The sequence below is a fragment of the Clostridium sp. genome, assembly GCF_051650885.1.
Taxonomy (GTDB): Bacteria; Bacillota; Clostridia; order Clostridiales; family Clostridiaceae; genus Clostridium.
Genome location: NZ_JBOFRG010000212.1, coordinates 15579 through 38738, shown reverse-complemented (window position 1 = coordinate 38738; position 23160 = coordinate 15579). Strand labels below are relative to the sequence as shown.

Here is a 23160-nt window from a genome sequence, read left to right as displayed (position 1 = left end):
AAGCTTCTTTATAATATTTGTCTACTGTGTAATTTATAGCTTCAACTAAACCCTTTACATTATTTTCAAACTTAGGGTCTTTTCCTTCTTCTAATACACCAGCTTTATAAATCATATCTACAACGGCAGAAATCTCATTAGGGTTTTTACCTGATTGTTGCATCATATAACCTAAGAAATCTGGTTCAAAAATAATTCCTATTGTATCATCTTGTCCATATTCTTTACATATATCTAAGAAAAATTTTAAATCTTTAAAATATGCTTCCATATATTTTTCATCATTTATATGTTGTAAATCTACCTGATAATCTTCCTTATCATCTGGAATATTATAATATACAAAGAAAGGAATCATCCCTTGCTTTTTACTTTCTTTTATAAAAGTTTTGGCTCTTGCTCCATCTTCACTTGTCCATGTTCTCCATCCTGAAAATGGTCCTCCATTAATGTAAATATATCTTACATCAGTTCTTTTATTTGTGTAATCATGGTCTGTATCTCTCCAGAACTCTAAATCTTCAATTCTATCTTCAGAAACTTGTCCAACTGATAAATAATCAGGCATTCCTGGTAAATCTCCATTAGCCTTTTTAACTCTAACACCAACATGTCTAGTATCACCAGTTTTCTTATCAATTATCTTTATTCCACTTCTACCATGACTTTTAGCTTCAATTTTTAATACATCTCCATTAACAGTTGCAACTACAGAATCTCTATTATTAGAAATTACGTCAAACCCTTCATTTTTTCCACTTACGTGAGTTAACTTATATTCTGTAATTCCTTGCTCTACTGTAAATTGAGTTTGAACTCCATTATCATCTATTTTATCAATATAAATATTAGCTTTTTCAGAAGCTCCAACAGAAACTTCAATTGTATCTGATTTAACAGTTCCAAAACTATTTATAAACTCTGCATAATAATAATAAATACCATTTTTCTCTCTTCCTCTAACCTCTGTTACTATAGCTTGTGGACTTGGAGTATTATCAGCAAGCTTACCTTCATTGATAACAGTAAAATCCCCCTTAGGTCCAAATCTTTCATAAACTTTAAAGCTAGTAGCATTATTTCCATACCACATATTAAGCGTTAAGTCATAATTACCATCTACATCACTCCCCCATTGATTATGAGTTAATGATGGTTTTCCAGGAACTCCACTACTTGCAGCAAATACAAACTTAGTAGGCATAATTCCTAGAACAACAGCAATCATTATAAAAATTGATATTCCTTTTCTTAACTTTCTCATAAATCCCCCTTTTTTTAGGTAAGAAGTTAGAGTTAAGAATTAAAAGCTTTTTAAATTCAATCTAAACCACATTTCAAAACTCTTTTGAAAGTCATCCTAAATTAATCCAATCATTACTTCTTATAACTCTTAACTCCTTCCCTCAACCACACACTCTTAATTTCCCATTCTAATTAAAAACTTCACCTACGATAAAATTTATCGCCAGATAAATTTTGAGTTCCCCCAAAAACTTCCCATCAAACCCCATCAACTCTTACTTTTTCCCTGTTAATTCTTAACTAAAAAGCATTCTTCACGATAAAATTTGTCTCCAGGCAAATTTTGAGTCCCTCACACAGATTTGCTTGCAAATCCCCCTAATTCTCAATTCTTAATTCTTAATTAAATCCTGCTCCAAGACTCATCACTACCAGGCACAGTGTTAGTCCACCATTTAGCCTTATACTTAACTCCATTATAAGAAACTACATCTCCACCATTGTAAGCCTTTCCTGGCACATAAATTTGTGTTCCATCTGATCCTATCTCAGGTGTTACTTCCCAAGCTGCACTTTTATCTGGTGCTTCTCCTTTAACCCACCATTTAGCAGTGTATTCTTTACCTTTATAGATTACTTTATCACCAGCATTATATACTTTATTAGCATCATAAGTATCTCCTGTTGGTGGAGTATCTTTTTCTACTACTGTTACAGTTCTTTCTACTGAAGCTTCTAATCCTTCTTTATCTGCAACAGTGTAAGTTACTTTATAATCGCCAACTTTACTTGTATCTACATCCCCTGTAATAACTATTTTTGAAGTTAAATCTCCATCTTCTTTGTCATTTGCTTTAACTCCAGCAGCTTTATCAAATTTACTTCCTTTTTCAATTTTTACATTATTAGCCCCTGTAATAACTGGCTTTGTATTTTCTACTACCGGTTCATCTACAACTGTTACTTTTCTAACTTTCTCAGTTTTTAAGCCTTCACTATCAGTTACAGCATAAGTTACCTTATATTCTCCAACCTTGCTTGTATCTACATCCCCTGTAACAACTATTTTTGAAGTTAAATCTCCATCTTTGTCATCAATAGCCGAAACTCCTTTTTTCTTATCAAATGCTGTTCCTTTAGTTACAGTTACATCATTTACTCCTGAAAGAGTTGGTGCTTTATTTACAGATGGTCCTTCTTTTCCATAAAGAAGTTGTTTACCAATCTCTGCTCCTTTTTGCATTACTCTTTGAGTTAAATGGATACTTTCTATTCCACTTAAATCAGTTGGTGCTTTTTCTGTTTTAAGTCTCATTTTATAACTTGAGCCTTGTTTTACTAATTTCCCTTCATAATTTGTAGATAAGTCAACAACACTATACTCACCTTCTTGAGTTACACTACCTGCTGTGTGATCTCCTCCAATTACCTTGTTTCCATTAGTTTTTATATAAAGCTTTCCATTTTTAATTGTTTCAGCTCCTCTTTCAACTCCTTTTAACACAGCACTTTTTTCATTTGGAAGTTCATTATTTTTAATTGTTATATCATACCCTTGACCATTTCCCCATTGTTCCTTGTACGGCTTAATAGTTATACTTAAATCTAACTCATCATAAACGATTTCATGCTCTGTTAAATCGCCTGCTCCAAATAAAGCATTTTTTGTAGCTTTTGTAAGTTCATCACGAGTTGTTCCACTTGTAGGTTTATCTTGTGATGCCATCCAAGCTATCATTCCACCTAATTCATTTTTATTTACATAGTTTGCTTTCTCTTCAATTGATCTTACATTATCGTATGTGAAAAATGCTCCTCCATTTGGATCATAAAGATATGGTGCTTTAGCAGAATCATCCCAGTATTCTTTAAGCTTTGGATATTTTGCTTTTAATTCATCATGTGATCTATATGACCAAACGCCTCCCATTCTTCCACCATCTCCAACTTTTGCTGGTGCTTCATTAAGAGCTCCTGGTGTTGGTCTTAAATCAGCATCTTTATTTACAACTGCTGCTTCACCAAAAAGTCCTGGATTATTTTTATCGCCTCCATTATCTGAAACCTTTTCCCATCCTCTTGTATAGTAAGCTGCTCCTACTACAATTTTCTCTGGTTCTGCTCCTTTTGATATAAAGTAATTAACACTTTCATCTACTGAAAGTCCTTTTCCTTTATGAGGATCATTTGGATTTGTATATAAAGGTGTTTGATGCCCTGATTGCTTGTCCCAAGCACCCCTCATGTCATATGTCATAATATTTGCAAAATCTACTGCATTAAATAATTTATCTACATCTATTCCCATATCAACTTTTTCCACTGAACAAGGAAGAGCAACTGATAATTCATAAGTTTTTCCAAGTTCTGCTCCTTGTTTATCAAGAGCAGCTCTAAACTCTTCTAAAAGAATAATATAATTTTCTTTGTCCTCTGGTCTTGATTTTGTTGTTCCCTCATCATTTTGATTGTCAACTGTATCTGGATCTCTAACTAATCCTGGATACTCCCAATCTATGTCTACAAAGTCCATATTTGTATATCTTATAAATGCTAGCGTGTTATTTATAAGATTAGTTCTCTTTTCTTTACTAGCTGCAACTTCTGAGAAATCTCCCGATTTTGACCATCCTCCAAGTGAAATTCCAAGCTTTAAATTTGGATTTTTAGCTCTTAAGTCTTGGAATGCATTTAAAAGACCTGAGTTTTCATCTCCCCATGTTACTCCATCCATTCCTACATTTGCATCAAGTGCTGCATCTGAATCTGTAAATTTTAATTCTCCATTTGCATCAAAGTCCATAAATGCGTAATTTAAATGTGTTAATTGATCTGCTGGAATATCTTTTGGATAAAAATTATCTTCTCCTCCCCAAATTGACCAATCTCCATAATACATAACATTTCTTTTTACACTTTGTTTTTGTGAAATTTCTGTAGTTTCTTTGTTAGACATCTTTCCTTTTATGTCCTGTGCACTTGCTGAAGTTCCAAAAATACCTGCTGCTACAAGACAAGCTGACATAAATGCAATACTTTCATATAATTTTTTTCTTTTCAAAATATTCTCCCCCTACATTATAATTGTAAATTATTAACAATTAAATTTTATAATATTATTTAAACCTTTTCAATAAATTTTTCAGAATATTTAGATAATTTTTCAAATTTATTTTTTTTAATATAACTTTACTTTTATCTTTGCTATTTTTCGTGTTTTTCTGCTATTATATTTATATATTTTATTTAATTAAACTTTAGGAGGAAAACTTGATTATGAAAAATACCATTCTTCTTATAGAAAACAATTTATCAAGTGTAGAAAAAAACTCGCTCTTCTTCGAAGGGCTTATATATACAAAAAATAATGAGCATTTAGAAAATACGATTCTTTTCAAGGATTCTATATTTTCTTTAACTTTGAGTAAAGACTATAGATTAGAACTTAAAAAACTATATAAAACTTTAAATATTTATTATTCTGAATTTATAAATTTCTCTATTGTAATAGAAAATAATCTTGGTGTAAAAAAATCAGAATTTTCTATCAATAGTTATTTTTTAGATTATTCAAATGATATTCTAAAAAATATCACCTTAGATGAGATGGATATAGTTTCCATCAAAACCACTCTTTATGAACTTTCAAAATTTGAAAATAAAATTTATAATAAAAAATCTTTATTCAAAGTATCTTCATTTAAAATATTAAATGGAACTTTAACTAAATTAGAAAATAAATTCATTAATTTAAAAGCTATCTCTACTGATGATTCAGTGATAGTTTCTGGAATTTACTCTAAAAATACAGATATATCTATTTCATATCTTGATACAGTTTACTCTGTAATGACAAATGATTTTGGATATTTTACTCAAGTATTACCTTTATTGCCTTTAGGTATAAAATTAAAGATAAGCTCTGATACATCTCTTCCACACCATGTTGAGGTAACTCACCCCTTATCCTTATATTCATTGAAAAACTCCATAAATATCTATAGTATTTACAATATTCCTTGTAAGCTTAACAAACTAACATTTGATTTATATACAAGGAAATTCAAGGTTTTATCCTATTCTACAGGGGTTTTTGCAAATTTTAAAGACACCTTATTTTCTCTTTTCATTTTTAATGAAGATGGAACAGTTTTATTAAAAAAAGACTTTACTGGGGATGCTACTGATTCAGATTTAATTGATAGTTTAAATAATATTGAAATCAAAGGTAATTTCTATATTTCACTAAAAAGCTCTTATGAAATTTTTAAATTTTCTTCTCAGCGTAATAGTATTTCAAATATTACTCTTTATGTTACAGAAAAAGAAATTTTTAGAATTATAGACCCTGAAATTTCACTAGATTTTAATTTATTATATATAAAATCTGTTTACCAAAACTCAAATGCAACTATAAACATAGGTGATACAAGGTCAAAATATACAAATGAAACTGGAAATTTATTAATACCTTTATCTAAAGATCTAAAATACCATAGTGAAGTATCTGTATCTTTAGAACAAGACAGTATAAAAACTTTACCTGTAAGCCTTTATACTAACTATAAAAATAAGAATAAGGCATTTTTATTTAATACAAATTTAAATAAAATAAATCCTAACAATTATGATTTAAAAGATATTTTTGAGGATACATTTTTCTTAACATCTAAGTATGTTTTACCTCTTTACTTTTTTGAAGAAGGCTTTGGTAGAATTTCAATTTCTACTGAAAAAAATTCAACCTATACTTTATATCTTTTAAATGAGAATAAGTTAGAAAAATTAGATACCTTTAATACAAATATTCAACATAAATTTAATATCCCTTCAAAAGGAATTATCTTTATTGATTTAAAAGAGCTACAAAAAGACAATACCAAAATTAAGGTGCTATTTAAGCCATTAGATACTTGTTATAGAAATCTAATTAGCCTTAATAAACGAGATAATATAAAAGAATCTAATATTATCTTTAACAATATTGAGAATTTTAAAAATACCTTGTCAAAGGATTCTTCCTTAGAAGATTCTTTAGTTATTTCAAAGTATTTTAGCGTTTATATTTTTAATAAAGACTTTTTTAAAGATATAGACTGTAATTTTTCATTATTTAGCAATATCTTTTCTCATATTTCTACTATGAAAAAAGAAGATTTTAAGGAGGTCTAGTAATGAATTCGTTATTTATAAAATCATTAGTTAATACAGTAGATACTAAAACTTTAGTATTTCATGGAGTAATTTCTCCTGATAACTTTAGTAAAAATTTATGGGAGGAAGACCTTATAAAAGTTTCCTTCTTAGATAATACTTTAACCTTTACTAACCTTTACTTAGAAGAATTTAAAAACTTTAAACCTTATAGCAAAATTAATTTTTCAATTGAAGATATTTTAGGAAATATTAAGTTAGAACAAACCCTGAGTATTTACGAATTATCCTCTTTAAATAGTATTTTAAAAAGTATTTCAATTGAAAATAATGATATTTTAAAATTCACTTTAAAATCCTTTACCTTAAATAAGGATGTTAATAATAATATACTAGAACATAGTGATGAAGCTTTTCTTTTCTTCACCTTTGACCATTCAGATATAAAGCCACTATCTTATGCAGATTATGAAAAAATAAAGAAAACTTCAAAAACCTTTAGTTCTAAAGAACAACGTATTAATATATCTGTTCTTAATAAAAGTCTTTCAAAGGATTCTTTTATTAAGAACTCAGCTTCAAATTTTAACGCTATTATAACTAGTAAAAATATAATACCTTTGTATTTTCATAAAAAAGGGCTTATAAATTTAAAAATCAAATCTTCGTCTTTAGATAAATTTTCATTATATTTAGGTAATAGCTCTGATATGCTCTTTTTAAACTCTTTTAAATTTAATGACGAGTATACTTTAACATTACCCTCAGAAGGCTTTTTATCAATAGAAACTTCTACTGATACTTTAGATTCTGAGCCACTTTGTGTAGAGCTTTCACCAATTACTACTAAGTATACTGAATTAAAGACTTTGTTATTTTCTAAAAATAGCTTTTTTCTTGAAAGAGCTGAATCTACTTCACCTTCTATATGTAAAATTATAAAAACTAATTATTTTAATTTGGTTTTATTCCATGCCACTGATTTTGATATAACATCATTAGATTTAACAGACTTAATCCAGCGTTCAATATTTGATGAATTAATTATTAATCCCTAAACTTAAAAGCAGGCATATCCTTTAAGATATCCCTGCTTTAATTTCTACAATTCTTTAAATCTTCTAACTCCAAATGTAGTTAAAAGCTTATATGCAATTATATTTCCAATAACTATGATTCCAGTTATTATACTTAAATAAACATATATGTCCATCTCTATATTCATATATAAGAAGGCTGCTAAAAAGACTATTCCAAGTCCTCCAAAAACCATTATCATTGTTGATGCACTTCTTTTAACTACTGCAATTTCAGATGTCCAATTTAAATTACAGAATTTTAAGTTTATTACAAGTCCTATCATACTTCCAAAGGTTCCTACTAATAAAATTATAATAATTGCGCATATTATCTCTAAAAAATTAAGCTTAAGCCCAATTCCAACTAATATAGACCCAATTAAAGTTGTTGGTACTATTATCATCATGCTAACAATTAGCTTTGATTTAAAAATATCCAGTACATCTATTGGAAGAGTTTTAAGTTGCCAAAACTTATTTCCTTCTAAAGAAATAGTATTTCCTGTAGTTATAGATGTTAAAACACAGAATGTTCCAACTAAAACTAATATTCCAATTTTAAGGCTTGGATCTATTGCAGTTTCAAAAATCATTTCTATAGATTTTTCTCCCATAAAAATTGCCATAAATCCATATGCAATAAAAAGAATTCCTCCAACTACAAGATTCACTAAAACCATTGGCATAGAAAAGTACTTTTTAATTTCATTTATTACTAGAGAATGAATCACTCCAGTTTCTTTTTGCTTTGTCATTTTAAAGTTATTTTTTCTATTAGTTTCTAAAAGTCTACTATTTATCTTTAAATATACTTTATCTACTATTAGTACAAATACTCCAAAAACTCCTGCTGATATTCCCATAAAAATTAGCATTGACATTATATTTCCATTTATTAAAGACTGAATATAGAAATTATTTAAAGGATATATAGCTGAATATACATCTGTCATCTTTGAACTTGTTTGCATTATATTAGTTATAAATTCTTCTCCTACAAGCATAGGGAAAAACATCATAAATAAAATAAATACTAAAAACATTCCAATAGTTATAAAGTTTCTATATCTAAATCTACTACTTACATAAAGTAATAATGACCCAATAAGTGTTGCTATTGCTGTTGGAACTAAAGGAATAAAAAATATTAAAATTATTCCTCTTATTAAAAATAGACTATCTACATTAGGTGCATTTAAATAGTATGAAACTAAACTTGGGATTATAAATACTCCTGTCATCAAAAAAGTTGGTATTGTAATATTTATAACCTTTGCAACTATAATGCTTTTCTTATTTAAAGGCATTGCAGTTAACATGCTAAAATCCTTACCTCCAAATATAGCTCCTGCAAGCTTTATTACTCCAAGACCTAATATAGCTAAAGTACAAGTTAGTAATCCCATACTTAATGCTACATCTCCTTGTCCTATTTTAGCTGCATCTTTCATAAGTCCATTGTTAAATATCCAAGACAAAACTATAAAGTAAACACTTAAAAATGCTCCAAGCAAGATTTTCCATACAGCATTCTTACCCTTTATAAAATTATTTACATTATAAGAATTTAAAAAGTCATATTTAATTAAACTAAAAAATCTACTCATCTTCTTCTAGCTCCATAAATATTTTCTCAAGTGAACTGTCTCCAATAATCTTCTTTACTTCTCCACTTGCAACAAGTTGTCCTTTTTTTATTATTGCAACTTTATCACAGATTTTTTCAGCAACTTCTAAAACGTGAGTTGAGAAGAATATTGATGAACCTTCCTTGCATATTTCTTTCATTATTTCTTTTATTTTATGAGATGCTATTGGGTCAAGCCCTACAAATGGTTCATCTAAAATTAAAAGCTTTGGCTTATGAATCAATGCTGATATTAACACAAGCTTTTGTTTCATTCCATGAGAATATGAAGATATTAAATCCCCTAAAGCATTTGTAAGTTCAAACTCATCTCCATATTTTTTTATAGTCTCTTCTCTATTTTCTACCTTAAATACATCTGATATAAAGTTAAGATACTGTATACCAGTTAAATTTTCATATATATCTGGATTATCAGGTACATAAGCAATTATCTTTTTGCATTCATTTGGATTTTCCTTAACAGATATTCCATTTACAAAGATTTCACCTTCTTCTATTTCTAAAATTCCAACTATAGCTTTTATAGTAGTTGTCTTTCCTGCTCCATTATGACCTATAAACCCAAAAATTTCTCCCTTTTCAATTTTTAAATTTAAATTATCTACTGCTTTATTTCCTTTTAAGTAACTCTTTGAAAAATTTCTTATTTCAAGCATAAATTTACCTCTCATTTATATATTTGTTATATATAATATATAACAAACGCCTAAAAGTTTCAACCATTTTATGTAAAATAACCACTATTTTTTCAATATAATGAATTTTCTTAAAACTTTTTATACAATTTATGTTATACTAAAAATATGAATAGGATTTCAAAAAAAATCTATTTTAACTTTTTAAACAATAGGGGGATAAAAAAATGATGGAGATTGCTTTATTAGTAGAATTAACTTTCTGCACAATCGCATTTTTATATGTAGTGAAGGAAGAAAAGAAAATATGTAATTAAACAAAACCTTGTACACAGCTTTGCGTACAAGGTTTCATTATTTTTTACTCATTAAAATTTCTTTTTCTTCTCCAAACTTCACTTCTCCAACAAGAATATTTTCATCATTTTCTTTTATTATAGTAATTGACGGTTTTGAATAATTTCCATATATAACTGTTGAAAAATTATTTTGTTCATCTGATGAATCAAGAGGGTACATATATCTTTTCCCATTTTGTACATATTCTATATCCTCATTGCTTACTGTTAATTTATCTCCATTTAGAGCTTGCCAGGTTCCTTTAATATTATTTATTAAATTTATATATTTCTTTTCACTAGGTCCAAAGTATGCAATTTTCTCTGTTATAGTATTATTGCTTTTATATGTAATTGATAGAAGATTATCATTTATCCACTTTATGTCCATTTCAGTATTAAGTGGAATTTTTTCATTGCTATAAATAATATCTCTAACTTCTGAAAATATTCCATACTTAATTTCATACACGTAAATCTCAGAACTATTTTCTTCATTTTCTATTTGTATAACTACAGGTACTTTTATCTCTTTTGAGTTAAAAAAAACACTCTTCGCATTTTCCATTTTGTCACACATTAATCCAATGTTAAATAATACCAATATAGAAACAATTATATAAATTATCTTTCTTATTTTTTTATCTTCATAAACAAATGTTAATGTACTTATTATAATTAATATATCAACTATACAATATATATATGGATTTATAAGAATTAATCCTTTTTGACTTTGTAAATAGTATAAAAGAATTCTTATCATTATAAACGCTAAGAGCAATACTATTCCTAGCAAATTTCTTTTTCTTATGCTTGCCATTTATGTTCTCCTTTATAACTTTCTATAATGACTATATCACTTATATGCAAATATATTTTTTCTTTTATATTACAATATTGTAACTTAATTTTTATTTAAGAATCATATTTGCTTAATTTTTCCATTTTAAAAAGAGATGCAGAATCTGCATCTCTTCTTATTTAAATAATTCTTTTAATTTTTTTCTATTTTTATATCCTAAGAATGCTATAACTAATACTACGATTGCACCTGCAACTAAAGAATATTGGTGTAAAATCGTATCTATTAATGCTGTATTATTTCCAAGGAAAAATCCAAGTCCTATTAAAAGTGCATTCCATATAGCTATTCCAATTGTTGAAAATATTATAAAAGGAGTAGGCTTCATTTTTACAACTCCAGCTATAATTGAAATAAATGTTCTAGCTACTGGAACTAATCTTGATAAAAATGTTGCACTTTTATCATACTTTTCTATCCATTTATAACTTGCATCTATAGCCTTTTTTGTTCTTGGAAACTTTCTAGTTATAAATTCTAAACATCTTTCTCCAAAAATATATCCTATTGCATAAGTTATTATTGAACCTAATAATCCTGCTATAAGTGAAATAATAAGTATTTCAAAAAAGCTAATTCCATGTAAAGCTCCAACTATTCCTATAAATGGAAGCACAACCTCACTTGGAAGTGGTACACTAGCATATTCTAGAAGAACTAAAACAAATACGCTTATCATCCCATAATTTATAATAAATGTTTTTATCATTTCTTGTATATCCATAAAAAATCCTCTACTTTCAAAGGTATTAATTACTGCTCTTTGCAATAACTGCCTTAGTATTACTTGTATTACTATTTGTTGTTGTATTTTGTGTACTATCAGGATTTGTTGTATTCTGTGTACCGCTTGTATTTCCTCCACTTGGCTTATTATTAGTTTCAGGTGTTTCTGGAACTATAGGCTTCTGCTGATCTGGTTGAGTTGTATCACCATTGCCTTCTGGCTTTGTAGGTGTGGTAGTAGTGCTTCCACTATTATTTCCTGTATCACCACTTTGATTTTTATCTGGCACTGTTACATTAGGTTTATTTCCTTCAGTATTTCCACTTTGCTCATCTTTATTTCCAGTATTCTCATTAGGTTTTTGTGCATTATCAGTATTAAAATGCTCATTAGTTTCTTTATCTACTTTTATTCCATTATCTTTATTTATATTTTCTTCTTTGTTATTATTTTTATCTATAGCATTATTCTTATTATAATCTTTATTTTGCTCTATTCCATTTCCATTATTTAATGGCTGTTTAATATTATCACTACTTATAATATTACTTCTTAAAGCATTATATCCTGTAATTCCTACAACCCCTACAAGGCAAACAACTATAATTCCTATAATAATTTTAATATATTTCTTTTTATCTGCTTTCTTTTTACTTTTTTTCTTCTGAACTTTTTTCCCTCTATTTTTTTTAGAATTCAAAGTTTCATTATCATTAGTCAAATCTTTACTATTTATTTTTTGTGTAGCTTGGATTGGTATGTCTCCATAATCCTCATCATATTCGTCTTCATTTTCTTCATCATCAAATATATGAAAAATATCTATCTTCTTTATACCTTTATCAGTTTTTTCTTCTATGTTCTTTTTAAGTTTTTCTATTTTTTCTTTACTTTTCTCAGTTCTTTTTTTTACCTCTAAAAACTCTTCTTTTTCTTCTTCCTCTGAAAGAGCCTCACTCTCTAGTATTTTACTATTATCTACTTCTTCATCTGTTTTTATTTCTTCTAAAGCTTCTTCTATCTTTTCTTTACTCATAAACATTGTTTTTTCTTCTAGAGCTTTTTTCTTACAATCTCTACAAATTTTTTCTTTTGTATTTCCCATATCTTTTCCACATTCATTACAAAACATATCTATCTATAAGGCAAAATAACTAATTTTGCTTTTCCTCCTTATTTTTGAAATATCTTTTAAAAAATTTTTATATAACTTTCTTAAAATACATTTCTAGTCTATAATACTATTTTTTAATGAATAAATCATAATAAATAAATTACATCTTATCATATTAATAATAATTTAATATTTATATCTCAAAAACTATATTTATCTTCTCAATAAACTCTATTTCCTCAAAGATTTTATTGTAATTATATCCATTTTTGTTTTTTATACTCATCTCTCTTGAAATTTCTTCTCCATCATATGTAACCTCTAAAATATTAACCTTTTTTCCGCCTAAAGATTTTATAATAATTTCGCCCTTCTTTTTTCCATCTAAAATTGCTCTAATTAAAGCTTCTTCTCTTAAACTCTCTTCCTCATCTGACTTAAAATAAACATTCACTTCTGGATTATGTCCACTTTTCACCAATACTTCTAGAACATTATTTATATTTCTGCCTTCATTTTTTACTTTTACAGAAACCTTATGACTTGAATAAAATCCTCCATCTATTCCATCTACAAAAAAATCTACTGTATTAAGCTCATCTTTTTTTATTCCTAACCCTTTTAGTTTTTCTATAATTTCGTAAATCCCTTCATTTAGACTATTTATAGCCTCATTATATATATTACTAGTCTTCGCTATTTTAAAAAATATAATTGCACTACTAGCCTTTCCTAAAACTTTTCCTGTCCCTCTTACTTTTATAGTTTTCAAAAAAATCACCTTTCCAAAAATTTATATATACTTATCCTATTCTTTATTTATTCTAATATTACCAAAGAAAAACTCCCTTTAAGTTATTTAAATCCTTAAAGAGAGTTTTTTGTTAAATATAATTTAATTCATTGAAATTACAGTATATCCATTTCCATTTTTAGCATTTATAATAAATTCAAAATCATTTAATGATAAATCATCAAATTTAGTTTTTAATTTATCAGTTTCGATATCATCAGTAGTTACTATATATCTAAAGTAACTATCTACGCTTTGACCTGGCTCAAGCATTGGTTTTCCATTAACCATTTTTAAACCTTTATTAAATACTCCAAGATAATAATATTGGTCATCTTTATCTGTATTTCCTTTTACAATTGCGTCAGTTTGTAATGATTTTAATTTTAATTGGTCTTGATAGATATTGTAATTATTATCGATAGTTAAATCATTTAATAAAGTCATTGGCTCTACGGCTACCTTTGCTTTATTAGTAAGTTTTAATGGAATATTCACTTCAATATATGCTTTTCCTGAACTATCAGTTTTATGTACTAATGTAGGATTTGAGATAGTAAGTGTTCCATAAACATCTGTACCGTCCTTCCCAATAGTATATGTCTTGTTAAACACACCTGTTAATGTACTTTTAGTTGTTCCATCATCAACTGTTCCTTGCTTTTCTGATGTACTTGGTGGTGTTGGAGTTGGTGTTTTTGTTTTATCTTCTCCACATCCTACAAGTGCTATTGATAAAATTCCAATTGCTATTACAAGTCCTAGTAATTTTTTCATAAAAAATACCTCCTATTTATTTTTAATAGTTTCAGCTATAAAACTATCTATAATATTAGTATTTTCTATTTTTCAATTTTCTATTACTTTTTTCAAACTTTATTTATTATTAAATTACTATTTAATCTGCATTTTTACTTCTTCTTTGTTAAATAATAGCATCTTTTTTTAAATTTTTAGAATTTATTTATTTTTCATATTTTTTAAAAGGGTTTTTTTGGTTTTTATAGAATATTTTACATAAGGAAATGATTTATTTCCTTTTGTGTAAGTAACCTATTATTAATATTTCTAAAGTATAAATTTACTAACTAACAAACCACTAATTAAAATACTAGTAGAACCACTATATTTTGAATCAATCGCAGCAATAAACATAACATAATTCGAAATACCATATGAATTATTTCATATGAATACTTTAGGATATTAATGAAACATTCTTAATTTCCTTTACATTATAATATACATTCTACTTACACAACCCCTAAGAGAAGGCAGTTTCCTATAGCCTTCTCTTTTATTTTGTTAAAATTTTTATTTTTTTATCCTTTTACTCGAAATTTGTTATATAATGTAGAAAAAGTACACGAACATAAGGAGAACAAATGACAAAAAATACACATTCATCAGGAGGATTTTTATTTGCTCTTTTAGCATTAAATCTTTTTGTAAGTGATTATATAAAAGGACATGAACCCCTATATCAAATCTTACTAATAGCACTATTCTTTCATTTTTCAAATATGGGGTCAGTTTTTCCAGATATAGATATGAAAGGTTCATACATTGCCAAACGTTACCCTCTTCTTGCAGCACTTTTTAAAAAGGCCAAGCATAGAGGAATTACACATAGTTTTTTCTTTACATTTATACTTTACATAATTTCACTTACCCTGATATATATAAGCCATGAAAATATAGTAGTAATAGCAATCTGTGGTGGATTCCTTCTAGGATACATATCACATCTTGTACTAGATCTTTTTACACGAGAAGGAATAGAACTTTTCTTCCCCTTCAAATTCAACTTCAAAGTATTTAATATCCGTACAGGATCTAAAGGTGAAGTAGCCTTTCACAAACTACTAAAATTCCTAATAGCCCTTGCATTATTATACAATGTTTACTTAATAGCATTAAAATACTTTAATGTAGACTTAATACAAATCGTTTTTAAAATTAAAAATTGATAATTAAAAATGAAGAATGAAGGAAAAAATTCGCTAAGGCGAATTTAAAATATAAAAGAGGACTTGCAAGCAAGTCCTCTTTGTATATCCCTAATTTTCATTAACTCTTACTTCTTCCCTATTCACTTTTACGCAAAATCTCTCCCTACGATAAAATTTATCGCCAGATAAATTTTGAGTCCCCTCAATCAGAATTGCTTGCAATTCCCCCTAATTCTAAATTTTAAATTATTAATTCTTAATTCCCCCCATTAATGGAAGTAACACCGTGCTTAGCAACAAAACTAAAATTACAATATAAAATATCATTCCCCAAAACCTTCCTGCATTTACTGTAAATCCTAACCCACTTCTTTTTTCTACAAATACTTTTGGATTATCTTTATTATAATAAATCATTCCAAATTTCCAGTATTTATCGTCATCTTTAAAAGTTACATTTTTATCTTTTACCTCATAATTATTTTTTTCTTTTACTATAACTATGCAGAATCCAATTACTCCAACTATTGTTAACAATTGAACAACCATAATATATTTTAATATACTTCCATCTATCATCCCAAGAGTTACAAAGTTAGTTACTGTAAATACTACTAAAACTGGTAACATAGTAAGTGCAAGCATTATACTTAAAAGCTTTTTAGTTTTTAGATTTGCTTTGTATGAGCCTTCTTTGTTTTTAGGATCAATTTTCATTGTGCTTTTATAAGTTAAAATATCTGACCCTATATAAATTAAAATAAGTAGTACAATTGTACCTATCATTATATATACTCCACCTGAAGCTTTATCTGTCCACCCATCTGCTACACCACTAAGAGTAAAGTGTGTTGGTATTTTGTCAGGCAAGTCTTTATATCTAGTTATTATTTCATATCCATTTATAAAAATAAATATAAAAGCTATTCCTATATAATATATAGTTCTTTTTGTGCTAATTTTAACTTTTTCTAAAACTGCAACAGTCTTTGGCTTTTTATAAACTACATTAGTTTTTTTAGAGGCTAAAACAAATTTATGCATTTTTGCACTTATAACAAAGTTAACACCAATATAAAGAAGTATTCCAATTGGAAGTAACCATTCACTTTTTAAAATCCCACCTAATGCAACAATTAAAAGAAATATAATTCCTGTAATTAAATTTATTTTTTTATATTTTATAATTATTCCCTTAAAAGGCTCTTCTAGCTTTTGTTCCTCTTCAACAATACATCCAAACAAAATTCCCTTTCTTCCCTTTATAGGTAAATAATTATTCATAGCTATTAAAACTACCATCACTAAGAAAATTATAAAAATCTCACCATCCATTTCTATCTCTCCCTTTTAAAGTTTTTAAAATTATCTAAAACCTTTTCCACAATCTCATCTTTAGAGATTCCCATTAAAAATGCTTCTGAAAGTATAAGCTCTAACTTCTCCTCGAACTGTTCTCTATACTCTACTCTTTCTCTTACCTCTATTATCGCCCCTGTTCTTCTATCAATCTTAACAAAGCCTTCAGCCTTCAATAAATTATACGCCTTATTAATAGTATGCAAATTAACTTCAATCATGGACGACATTTCTCTAACTGAAGGTAAACTATCTCCATCATTTAAAACACCTGTTGCTATAGATTTAACTATTTCATTTCTTATCTGCAAATAAATCGAAACATCACTATCAAACTCAACATCTATAAACATTAAATTCCTCCTCAATTATTGTTATATATATAATATAACATAAGTGTTAAAGATTCGATACACTATTCCTTAAAATTCTAAATTTATCTATGCCATATAATATTTTCTAATTAAAAATTTATTCAATTTCATTTCTAACTAATACTCTTCTATATTCAAAATGAAAAAAACTGGCCCAAGCCAGTTTTCTCCTAAATTCTAAATTTTTAACTTTTCATTCTTAATTTAATTCACAACTACTTCTTACTAGCAAAATCAATACGTTCCATTGCACGGCTAAGAGCTAATTTAGTTCTTAACTCATCAATACCTTCATTGCTATATTTTTCATCTTTCAACTTACTTTCTGCTTTCTCTTTAGACATTTCTGCTCTCTTAACATCGATTTCTTCTTTAGTTTCTACAGTATCTGCACATACAACTACAGTTCCATCTTTAACATTTAAGATTCCTCCTGATGCGAAGTATTCTAAAATACTATTATCAGCTTTTGTTATAGTAAGTCTTCCTGGAAGTGTTGGTGTAATTAAATTTTCATGTTCTTCTAAAATTGAAAATTCACCATTTGAATTTTTCAAACTTATCATCTCAGCACTTTCATTGTATATTTGCTTATGTGGTGTTATAACTAATAGATTAAATCCACTCATATCTCTCACCTACTCTTGCATGCTCTTAGCTTTTTCTATAGCCTCATCTATTGTTCCTACGAAAAGGAAAGCTGATTCTGGAAGGTCATCATGTTTACCTTCTAATATTTCTTTAAATCCTCTTATTGTTTCTTTAACTGAAACATATCTTCCTTTCATTCCTGTAAACTGTTCTGCAACAGTAAAAGGTTGTGATAAGAATTTTTCTATTTTTCTTGCTCTTGAAACTACAACTTTATCATCATCTGATAATTCATCAACTCCTAAGATAGCTATGATATCTTGAAGCTCTTTATATCTTTCTAAAATATTTTTAACCTTTGATGCTATATCATAATGTTCTTGACCTACTATTCTTGGATCAAGTAATCTTGATGATGAATCAAGAGGGTCAACAGCTGGATATATACCTTTTTCTGAAACTGCTCTTGATAAAACTGTTTTAGCATCAAGGTGACTGAATGTTGTCGCTGGTGCTGGGTCAGTTAAGTCATCGGCAGGTACGTAAACTGCTTGAACTGATGTAATTGAACCTTGTTTAGTTGATGTAATTCTCTCTTGAAGAGCTCCCATCTCAGTAGCTAATGTTGGTTGATATCCAACGGCTGATGGTATTCTTCCAAGTAAGGCTGAAACCTCTGAACCTGCTTGTGAATATCTAAATATGTTATCTATGAATAATAACACATCTTGTCCTTTATCTCTGAAGGATTCAGCTATTGTAAGTCCTGTTAACGCAACTCTCATTCTTGCTCCAGGTGGCTCATTCATTTGCCCAAATACTAAGGCTGTCTTCTTAATAACTCCTGATTCAGTCATTTCACCAAGTAAGTCATTACCTTCTCTTGATCTTTCTCCAACACCTGTGAAAACTGAAAGTCCACCGTGCTCTTTAGCTATATTATTTATAAGCTCTTGGATAAGAACTGTTTTACCAACTCCAGCTCCTCCAAATAGTCCTGTTTTACCACCTCTTTGGTATGGTGCTATAAGGTCTATTACCTTAATTCCTGTCTCAAACATTTCAGGAACAACTGATTGTTCTTCAAATGTTGGGGCAGCTCTATGAATTGGATAGTAAGTGTCTGCTTCTACTTCTCCTTTATTATCCATTGGTTTACCTAAAACATTAAATAATCTTCCAAGTACAGCTTCTCCAACAGGTACTGTAATAGCTTTTCCTGTATCTATTGCATCTACCCCTCTTCTTAATCCTTCTGTACTTTCCATAGCAATTGTTCTTACTATATCATCTCCAACGTGTTGCTCAACTTCACAAACTAAAGTATCTTCCCCGTTTTTTATTTCTATAGCATTGTACATGTTAGGTAATTGATTTGCTTCAAACTTTATATCAACTACTGGTCCAATAACTTGAACTACTTTACCTATATTAGCCATAATAAGTTTCCCTCCTATCTATTTCTGTGCTTCTGCTCCACCAACAATTTCTGAAATTTCTTGTGTTATAGCACTTTGTCTTATTCTATTATATTTAGTATTTAATGCATCTAAGATATCATCAGCATTCTTAGTTGCTCCGTCCATTGCTTGCATTCTAGCATTTTGCTCACTTGTTTGTGAATGATATACAGTATTTATTATTTTTCCTTCCATATATCTGTAAACAAAGCTTTCTATCATTTTAGCTGATGCAACGTCTTCATCTTCGTCCTCATCTTCATCTAAATCAAATAAATCTTCTTTTTCAATATTATCAGTTATCTCTTTTTCCTCATCCTTACTCTCTATATTAAAAGGAAGAATTCTTTCACACATAATATCTTGTTGTATTGGTGATATATATTTTGTATATATGAAGTTTACTTCACCATATTCACCACTTGCATAAGCTCTCATTAAATCTGATGCTATATGTCTTGCATCTTTAAGCTCTATTCCATCTTTTATAGTCGAAATTTTATCTTTTACTGTAAAGCCATATTTTTTAGCGTAAGATACTCCTTTATCACCAATGATTAAGGTTTCTATCTCTTCCCTTTCATTCTTAGGATATTTATCACTTAAATACAAAGCTCCACTTCCATTAAATCCACCACAAAGACCTGAATTAGAAGCAAATATAACATATAATTTCTTTTTCTGTCCGTTATCACAAACAAATTCATTTTCACTAAATTCTTCAAAAATCTTTAATAATTCCTTTTTCATATCATCTAAACTTTGAAAATAAAGATTGTTACTATCAAGATTCATCCTTGCTTTAGTAAGTTTAGAAGTAGATACAAGTGCCATAGCCTTTGTTATTTTTTGAGTACTTTGTACACTTTTAATTCTTCTTTTTATATCTAATAAACCTGCAGCTGGCATAAAGTCACCTCCTTTTTAATTTAGAATTAAGAATTTAGAATTAAAGCTTAATTCTAAATTCCTTATTCTTAGCTATGAAAAGTCTTTTTAAATTCCTTTATAGCTACTTCAAGTTCACCTTTTATTTTATCTGTAAATTTCTTTTCTTCTCTTATTGAAGTGATTAAGTTATACTCTTTTTCATCTAAATAATCTAAGAACTCTTTTTGGAATCTCTTAACATCATTTAATGGTACATCTGATAAATGATCATTAACTGCTGAATAGAATATACAAACTTGATGCTCAACTGCCATAGGTTTATATTGGTCTTGCTTTAAGATTTCAATAAGTCTTTTACCTTTTTCAAGTCTTCTTTGTGTATCACGGTCAAGGTCAGAACCAAATTGTGAGAAAGATTCAAGTTCTCTAAACTGTGCAAGTTCAAGTCTTAATGTACCTGTTACTTGTTTCATAGCTTTAATTTGGGCACTACCACCAACCCTTGATACTGATATACCAGCATTAACAGCTGGTCTTTGTCCTGCGTTAAATAATTCTGATTCAAGGAATATTTGTCCATCTGTAATTGAAATTACGTTAGTAGGAATATATGCTGTAACATCTCCTGCTAATGTTTCAATTATAGGAAGGGCAGTTATTGAACCTTGTCCAAGCTCTACTGATAATTTAGCTGCTCTTTCAAGAAGTCTTGAGTGAATATAAAATACATCCCCTGGATAAGCTTCTCTTCCTGGTGCTCTTCTAAGTAAAAGTGCCATTGTTCTGTATGCAACAGCATGCTTAGATAAATCATCATAAATTATAAGGACATCTTTTCCTTTATACATGAAATATTCAGCCATTGAACATCCTGCATAAGGTGCAATGTATTGAAGTGGAGCACTATCAGCTGCTGTAGCTGATACAACTATACTGTAATCCATAGCCCCTTCTTCTGTTAATGTGTTCACTATATTTGCAACTGTCGATTGTTTTTGTCCTATTGCAACATATACACAAATAACATCTTTTCCTTTTTGATTTAAGATAGTATCTACTGCTATTGCAGTTTTTCCTGTTTGTCTATCTCCTATAATTAACTCCCTTTGACCTTTACCAATTGGAATCATTGAGTCAATTGCTTTAATCCCTGTTTGTAATGGTTCGTTAACTGAACTTCTGTCAATAATAGTTGGTGCTGGCATTTCTACTGCTCTAAATCCATCATTGCTTATAGGTCCTTTTCCATCTATAGGTTGCCCTAAAGCATTAACAACTCTTCCTATTAATGCATCTCCTACAGGAACTTCAACAACTCTTCCTGTTCTTTCAACGATGTCTCCCTCTTTAATTCCGTCCTCTGATCCAAGTAAAACACATCCAACACTATCAAGTTCTAAGTTAAGTGCCATACCAAATACGTTGTTTGGGAATTTTAAAAGTTCTCCCTCAACACAATTATCTAATCCATAAACTGTACAAACACCATCACCAATTTGGACTATAGTTCCTGAATCAACAGTTTCTAAGTTCTTCTTATATTTACTAACTTCTTCTTTTATAATAGAAGTTATTTCTTCTGGTTTAATATGCATGGACTCACCACCTCTTTTATTATTTTCCACTGTTTGTTTATTTTCTATTTTACTTTTTCATCATTAGAAGCTTCATATCTTCATATTTTGCTTTAATAGATCCGTCTATTACCTCATTTTCAACTTGTACGAAAAGTCCTCCAATAAGCTCTTTATCTATTTTTCTTTCTAATAAAATATGCTTTTTATATTTCTCTTCTAATTTGTTAAGTAATTTACTGTACTCTTCATCTGTTAATGGAATAGCGCTTTTTACAACACCTTCTACAGTATTCATTTTATTTAAACGAATTTTTTTAAGTTGTTCTAAAATTCCACCTAAATTTACTAGTCTTCCTTTTTCTATAAGAAGTTCTAAAAAAGATAATATATCATCATCAATTTTTCCTTTAAATATCTTTCTAAATATAACTTTCTTTTCTGATGTACTTATTTGGGGATGATATGCGATTTCTTTTAAATCTTCATCCTCATTAATAAGACTTGATATCTCATTTAAAACTTCTATAAACTCATTTACTTTATCTTTCTCTTCTGCGATTTTATAAATGGCAAGTGCATATCTTTTATCTAAAAATTCAAACATCTATACCACCTCATCAATAAAGCTATCTATAAGTTTTCTGTGCTCTTCTTCATTTAATGACTCATTTAAAGCTTTTTTAGAAACAGCTATAGCTAAATTAACAACTTGTTCTTTAAGCTCAAACTGTGCTTTTTCTTTTTCTCTAACTATTTCTAGAGAAGCTCTATTTTTAAGTGTTTCTGACTCATCTCTTGCACCTTGAATAATTTCGTTATAAATCTTTTCTGCTTGTTTCTTTCTTTCTTCAGTAATTTTCTTACCTTCATCATCAGCAGTTTTTAAAATATTAGCATTTTCTATTTTTAATTCTTCAGCTTCCTTTAAGTTAGCCTTTGCAGAATCTATATCTGCTAATATCATATTTCTTCTTTCATCTATAATTACTTTGAATTTTGCCCAGAAGAAATGTTTTAATACTAATAGTAAGATTATAAAGTTTATTATTGTAAAAATAACTTGACCTAAATTAATACTCATATATTAACTAACCTCCTTCCAAAAAGGATATATACTTTTATTTTTTATCTTACAAAGTATAGTAATATCGCTACGATAAGACCATAAATTGCTGTTGCCTCTGCAAGACCTGCACCTAATATGAATAAACTTTGAATCTTCCCATACATTTCTGGTTTTCTAGCTATACCTTCAACAGCTCCTTTAGCTGCTATACCAATACCAATACCTGCTCCTATTGCAGTAACTGCCGCTAATCCTACACCGATTAATCCTATTCCCATTTTTCTTTCCT

20 protein-coding genes and 1 pseudogene are annotated in these 23160 nt (G+C 28.4%); 3 read left to right on the top strand and 18 right to left on the bottom strand.

Translation table 11 applies throughout. From position 1 onward, the window contains the following. Positions 1-1264 (bottom strand): annotated as a pseudogene (locus ACRC28_RS10235) (hypothetical protein); the annotation flags it as partial. A 384-nt stretch (positions 1265-1648) separates the two neighbouring features. Further along, complete coding sequence (locus ACRC28_RS10230) at positions 1649-4306, bottom strand: glycosyl hydrolase family 18 protein (RefSeq protein WP_438543351.1); 2658 nt, start codon at positions 4304-4306, stop codon at positions 1649-1651. 215 nt (positions 4307-4521) lie between these two features. Here ACRC28_RS10230 and ACRC28_RS10225 point away from each other — a divergent pair, with 215 nt between their 5' ends. Both ACRC28_RS10225 and ACRC28_RS10220 read left to right on the top strand, forming a co-directional pair. Further along, positions 4522-6417 (top strand): hypothetical protein, encoded by a 1896-nt coding sequence (locus tag ACRC28_RS10225; protein ID WP_438543350.1) that lies wholly within the window; start codon positions 4522-4524, stop codon positions 6415-6417. Between the two features lie 2 nt (positions 6418-6419). Beyond that, the gene (locus tag ACRC28_RS10220; protein ID WP_438543349.1) at positions 6420-7457 is read left to right on the top strand and encodes a hypothetical protein; all 1038 of its coding nucleotides are present in this window, start codon (positions 6420-6422) and stop codon (positions 7455-7457) included. A 44-nt stretch (positions 7458-7501) separates the two neighbouring features. On the opposite strand, the gene ACRC28_RS10215 is transcribed toward ACRC28_RS10220, so the two are convergent. The 7 genes from ACRC28_RS10215 to ACRC28_RS10185 form a co-directional block, all read right to left on the bottom strand. Beyond that, complete coding sequence (locus ACRC28_RS10215; RefSeq protein ID WP_438543348.1) at positions 7502-9085, bottom strand: hypothetical protein; 1584 nt, start codon at positions 9083-9085, stop codon at positions 7502-7504. After that, positions 9078-9785, bottom strand: coding sequence for an ABC transporter ATP-binding protein (locus ACRC28_RS10210; protein WP_438543347.1), 708 nt, complete (start codon positions 9783-9785; stop codon positions 9078-9080). The genes ACRC28_RS10215 and ACRC28_RS10210 overlap by 8 nt, the downstream gene beginning before the upstream one ends. A gap of 333 nt (positions 9786-10118) precedes the next feature. Beyond that, complete coding sequence (locus ACRC28_RS10205; RefSeq protein ID WP_438543346.1) at positions 10119-10925, bottom strand: hypothetical protein; 807 nt, start codon at positions 10923-10925, stop codon at positions 10119-10121. 157 nt (positions 10926-11082) lie between these two features. Further along, positions 11083-11691 (bottom strand): DedA family protein, encoded by a 609-nt coding sequence (locus ACRC28_RS10200; protein ID WP_438543345.1) that lies wholly within the window; start codon positions 11689-11691, stop codon positions 11083-11085. 25 nt (positions 11692-11716) lie between these two features. Further along, positions 11717-12826 carry a hypothetical protein gene (locus ACRC28_RS10195; RefSeq protein WP_438543344.1) on the bottom strand — a complete coding sequence of 370 codons (1110 nt, stop codon included), beginning with the start codon at positions 12824-12826 and terminating at the stop codon, positions 11717-11719. Positions 12827-13001: 175 nt separating this feature from the next. Continuing rightward, entirely contained in the window at positions 13002-13580 is a 579-nt protein-coding gene (locus ACRC28_RS10190; protein WP_438543343.1) for an SIMPL domain-containing protein, read from the bottom strand. Between the two features lie 123 nt (positions 13581-13703). Further along, on the bottom strand, positions 13704-14378 hold the full coding sequence (locus ACRC28_RS10185) for a hypothetical protein (protein ID WP_438543342.1): 675 nt from the start codon (positions 14376-14378) through the stop codon (positions 13704-13706). Between the two features lie 608 nt (positions 14379-14986). Here ACRC28_RS10185 and ACRC28_RS10180 point away from each other — a divergent pair. Then, on the top strand, positions 14987-15571 hold the full coding sequence (locus ACRC28_RS10180) for a metal-dependent hydrolase (protein ID WP_438543341.1): 585 nt from the start codon (positions 14987-14989) through the stop codon (positions 15569-15571). Between the two features lie 231 nt (positions 15572-15802). On the opposite strand, the gene ACRC28_RS10175 is transcribed toward ACRC28_RS10180, so the two are convergent. The 9 genes from ACRC28_RS10175 to atpE all read right to left on the bottom strand — a co-directional run bounded on the left by ACRC28_RS10175 (position 15803) and on the right by atpE (position 23149). Beyond that, positions 15803-16888 (bottom strand): DUF1648 domain-containing protein, encoded by a 1086-nt coding sequence (locus ACRC28_RS10175; protein WP_438543340.1) that lies wholly within the window; start codon positions 16886-16888, stop codon positions 15803-15805. A gap of 2 nt (positions 16889-16890) precedes the next feature. Then, positions 16891-17265: a GntR family transcriptional regulator gene (locus ACRC28_RS10170; RefSeq protein WP_438543339.1), complete on the bottom strand. Its 375-nt coding sequence runs from the start codon at positions 17263-17265 to the stop codon at positions 16891-16893. 236 nt (positions 17266-17501) lie between these two features. Beyond that, positions 17502-17915, bottom strand: coding sequence for an ATP synthase F1 subunit epsilon (atpC, locus tag ACRC28_RS10165; protein WP_438543338.1), 414 nt, complete (start codon positions 17913-17915; stop codon positions 17502-17504). 9 nt (positions 17916-17924) lie between these two features. Continuing rightward, complete coding sequence (gene atpD / locus ACRC28_RS10160; RefSeq protein WP_438543352.1) at positions 17925-19319, bottom strand: F0F1 ATP synthase subunit beta; 1395 nt, start codon at positions 19317-19319, stop codon at positions 17925-17927. 15 nt (positions 19320-19334) lie between these two features. Further along, the gene (gene atpG, locus ACRC28_RS10155; protein WP_438543337.1) at positions 19335-20246 is read right to left on the bottom strand and encodes an ATP synthase F1 subunit gamma; all 912 of its coding nucleotides are present in this window, start codon (positions 20244-20246) and stop codon (positions 19335-19337) included. Positions 20247-20314: 68 nt separating this feature from the next. After that, a complete protein-coding gene (atpA, locus tag ACRC28_RS10150) occupies positions 20315-21823 on the bottom strand; it encodes a F0F1 ATP synthase subunit alpha (RefSeq protein ID WP_438543336.1) in 1509 nt (502 codons plus the stop codon). 49 nt (positions 21824-21872) lie between these two features. Then, positions 21873-22409 (bottom strand): F0F1 ATP synthase subunit delta, encoded by a 537-nt coding sequence (locus tag ACRC28_RS10145; RefSeq protein WP_438543335.1) that lies wholly within the window; start codon positions 22407-22409, stop codon positions 21873-21875. Further along, positions 22410-22886 (bottom strand): F0F1 ATP synthase subunit B, encoded by a 477-nt coding sequence (locus ACRC28_RS10140; protein ID WP_438543334.1) that lies wholly within the window; start codon positions 22884-22886, stop codon positions 22410-22412. 44 nt (positions 22887-22930) lie between these two features. Beyond that, positions 22931-23149, bottom strand: a complete 219-nt coding sequence (gene atpE / locus ACRC28_RS10135) for an ATP synthase F0 subunit C (RefSeq protein WP_438543333.1) — start codon at positions 23147-23149, stop codon at positions 22931-22933. Between the last annotated feature and the right edge of the window lie 11 nt (positions 23150-23160).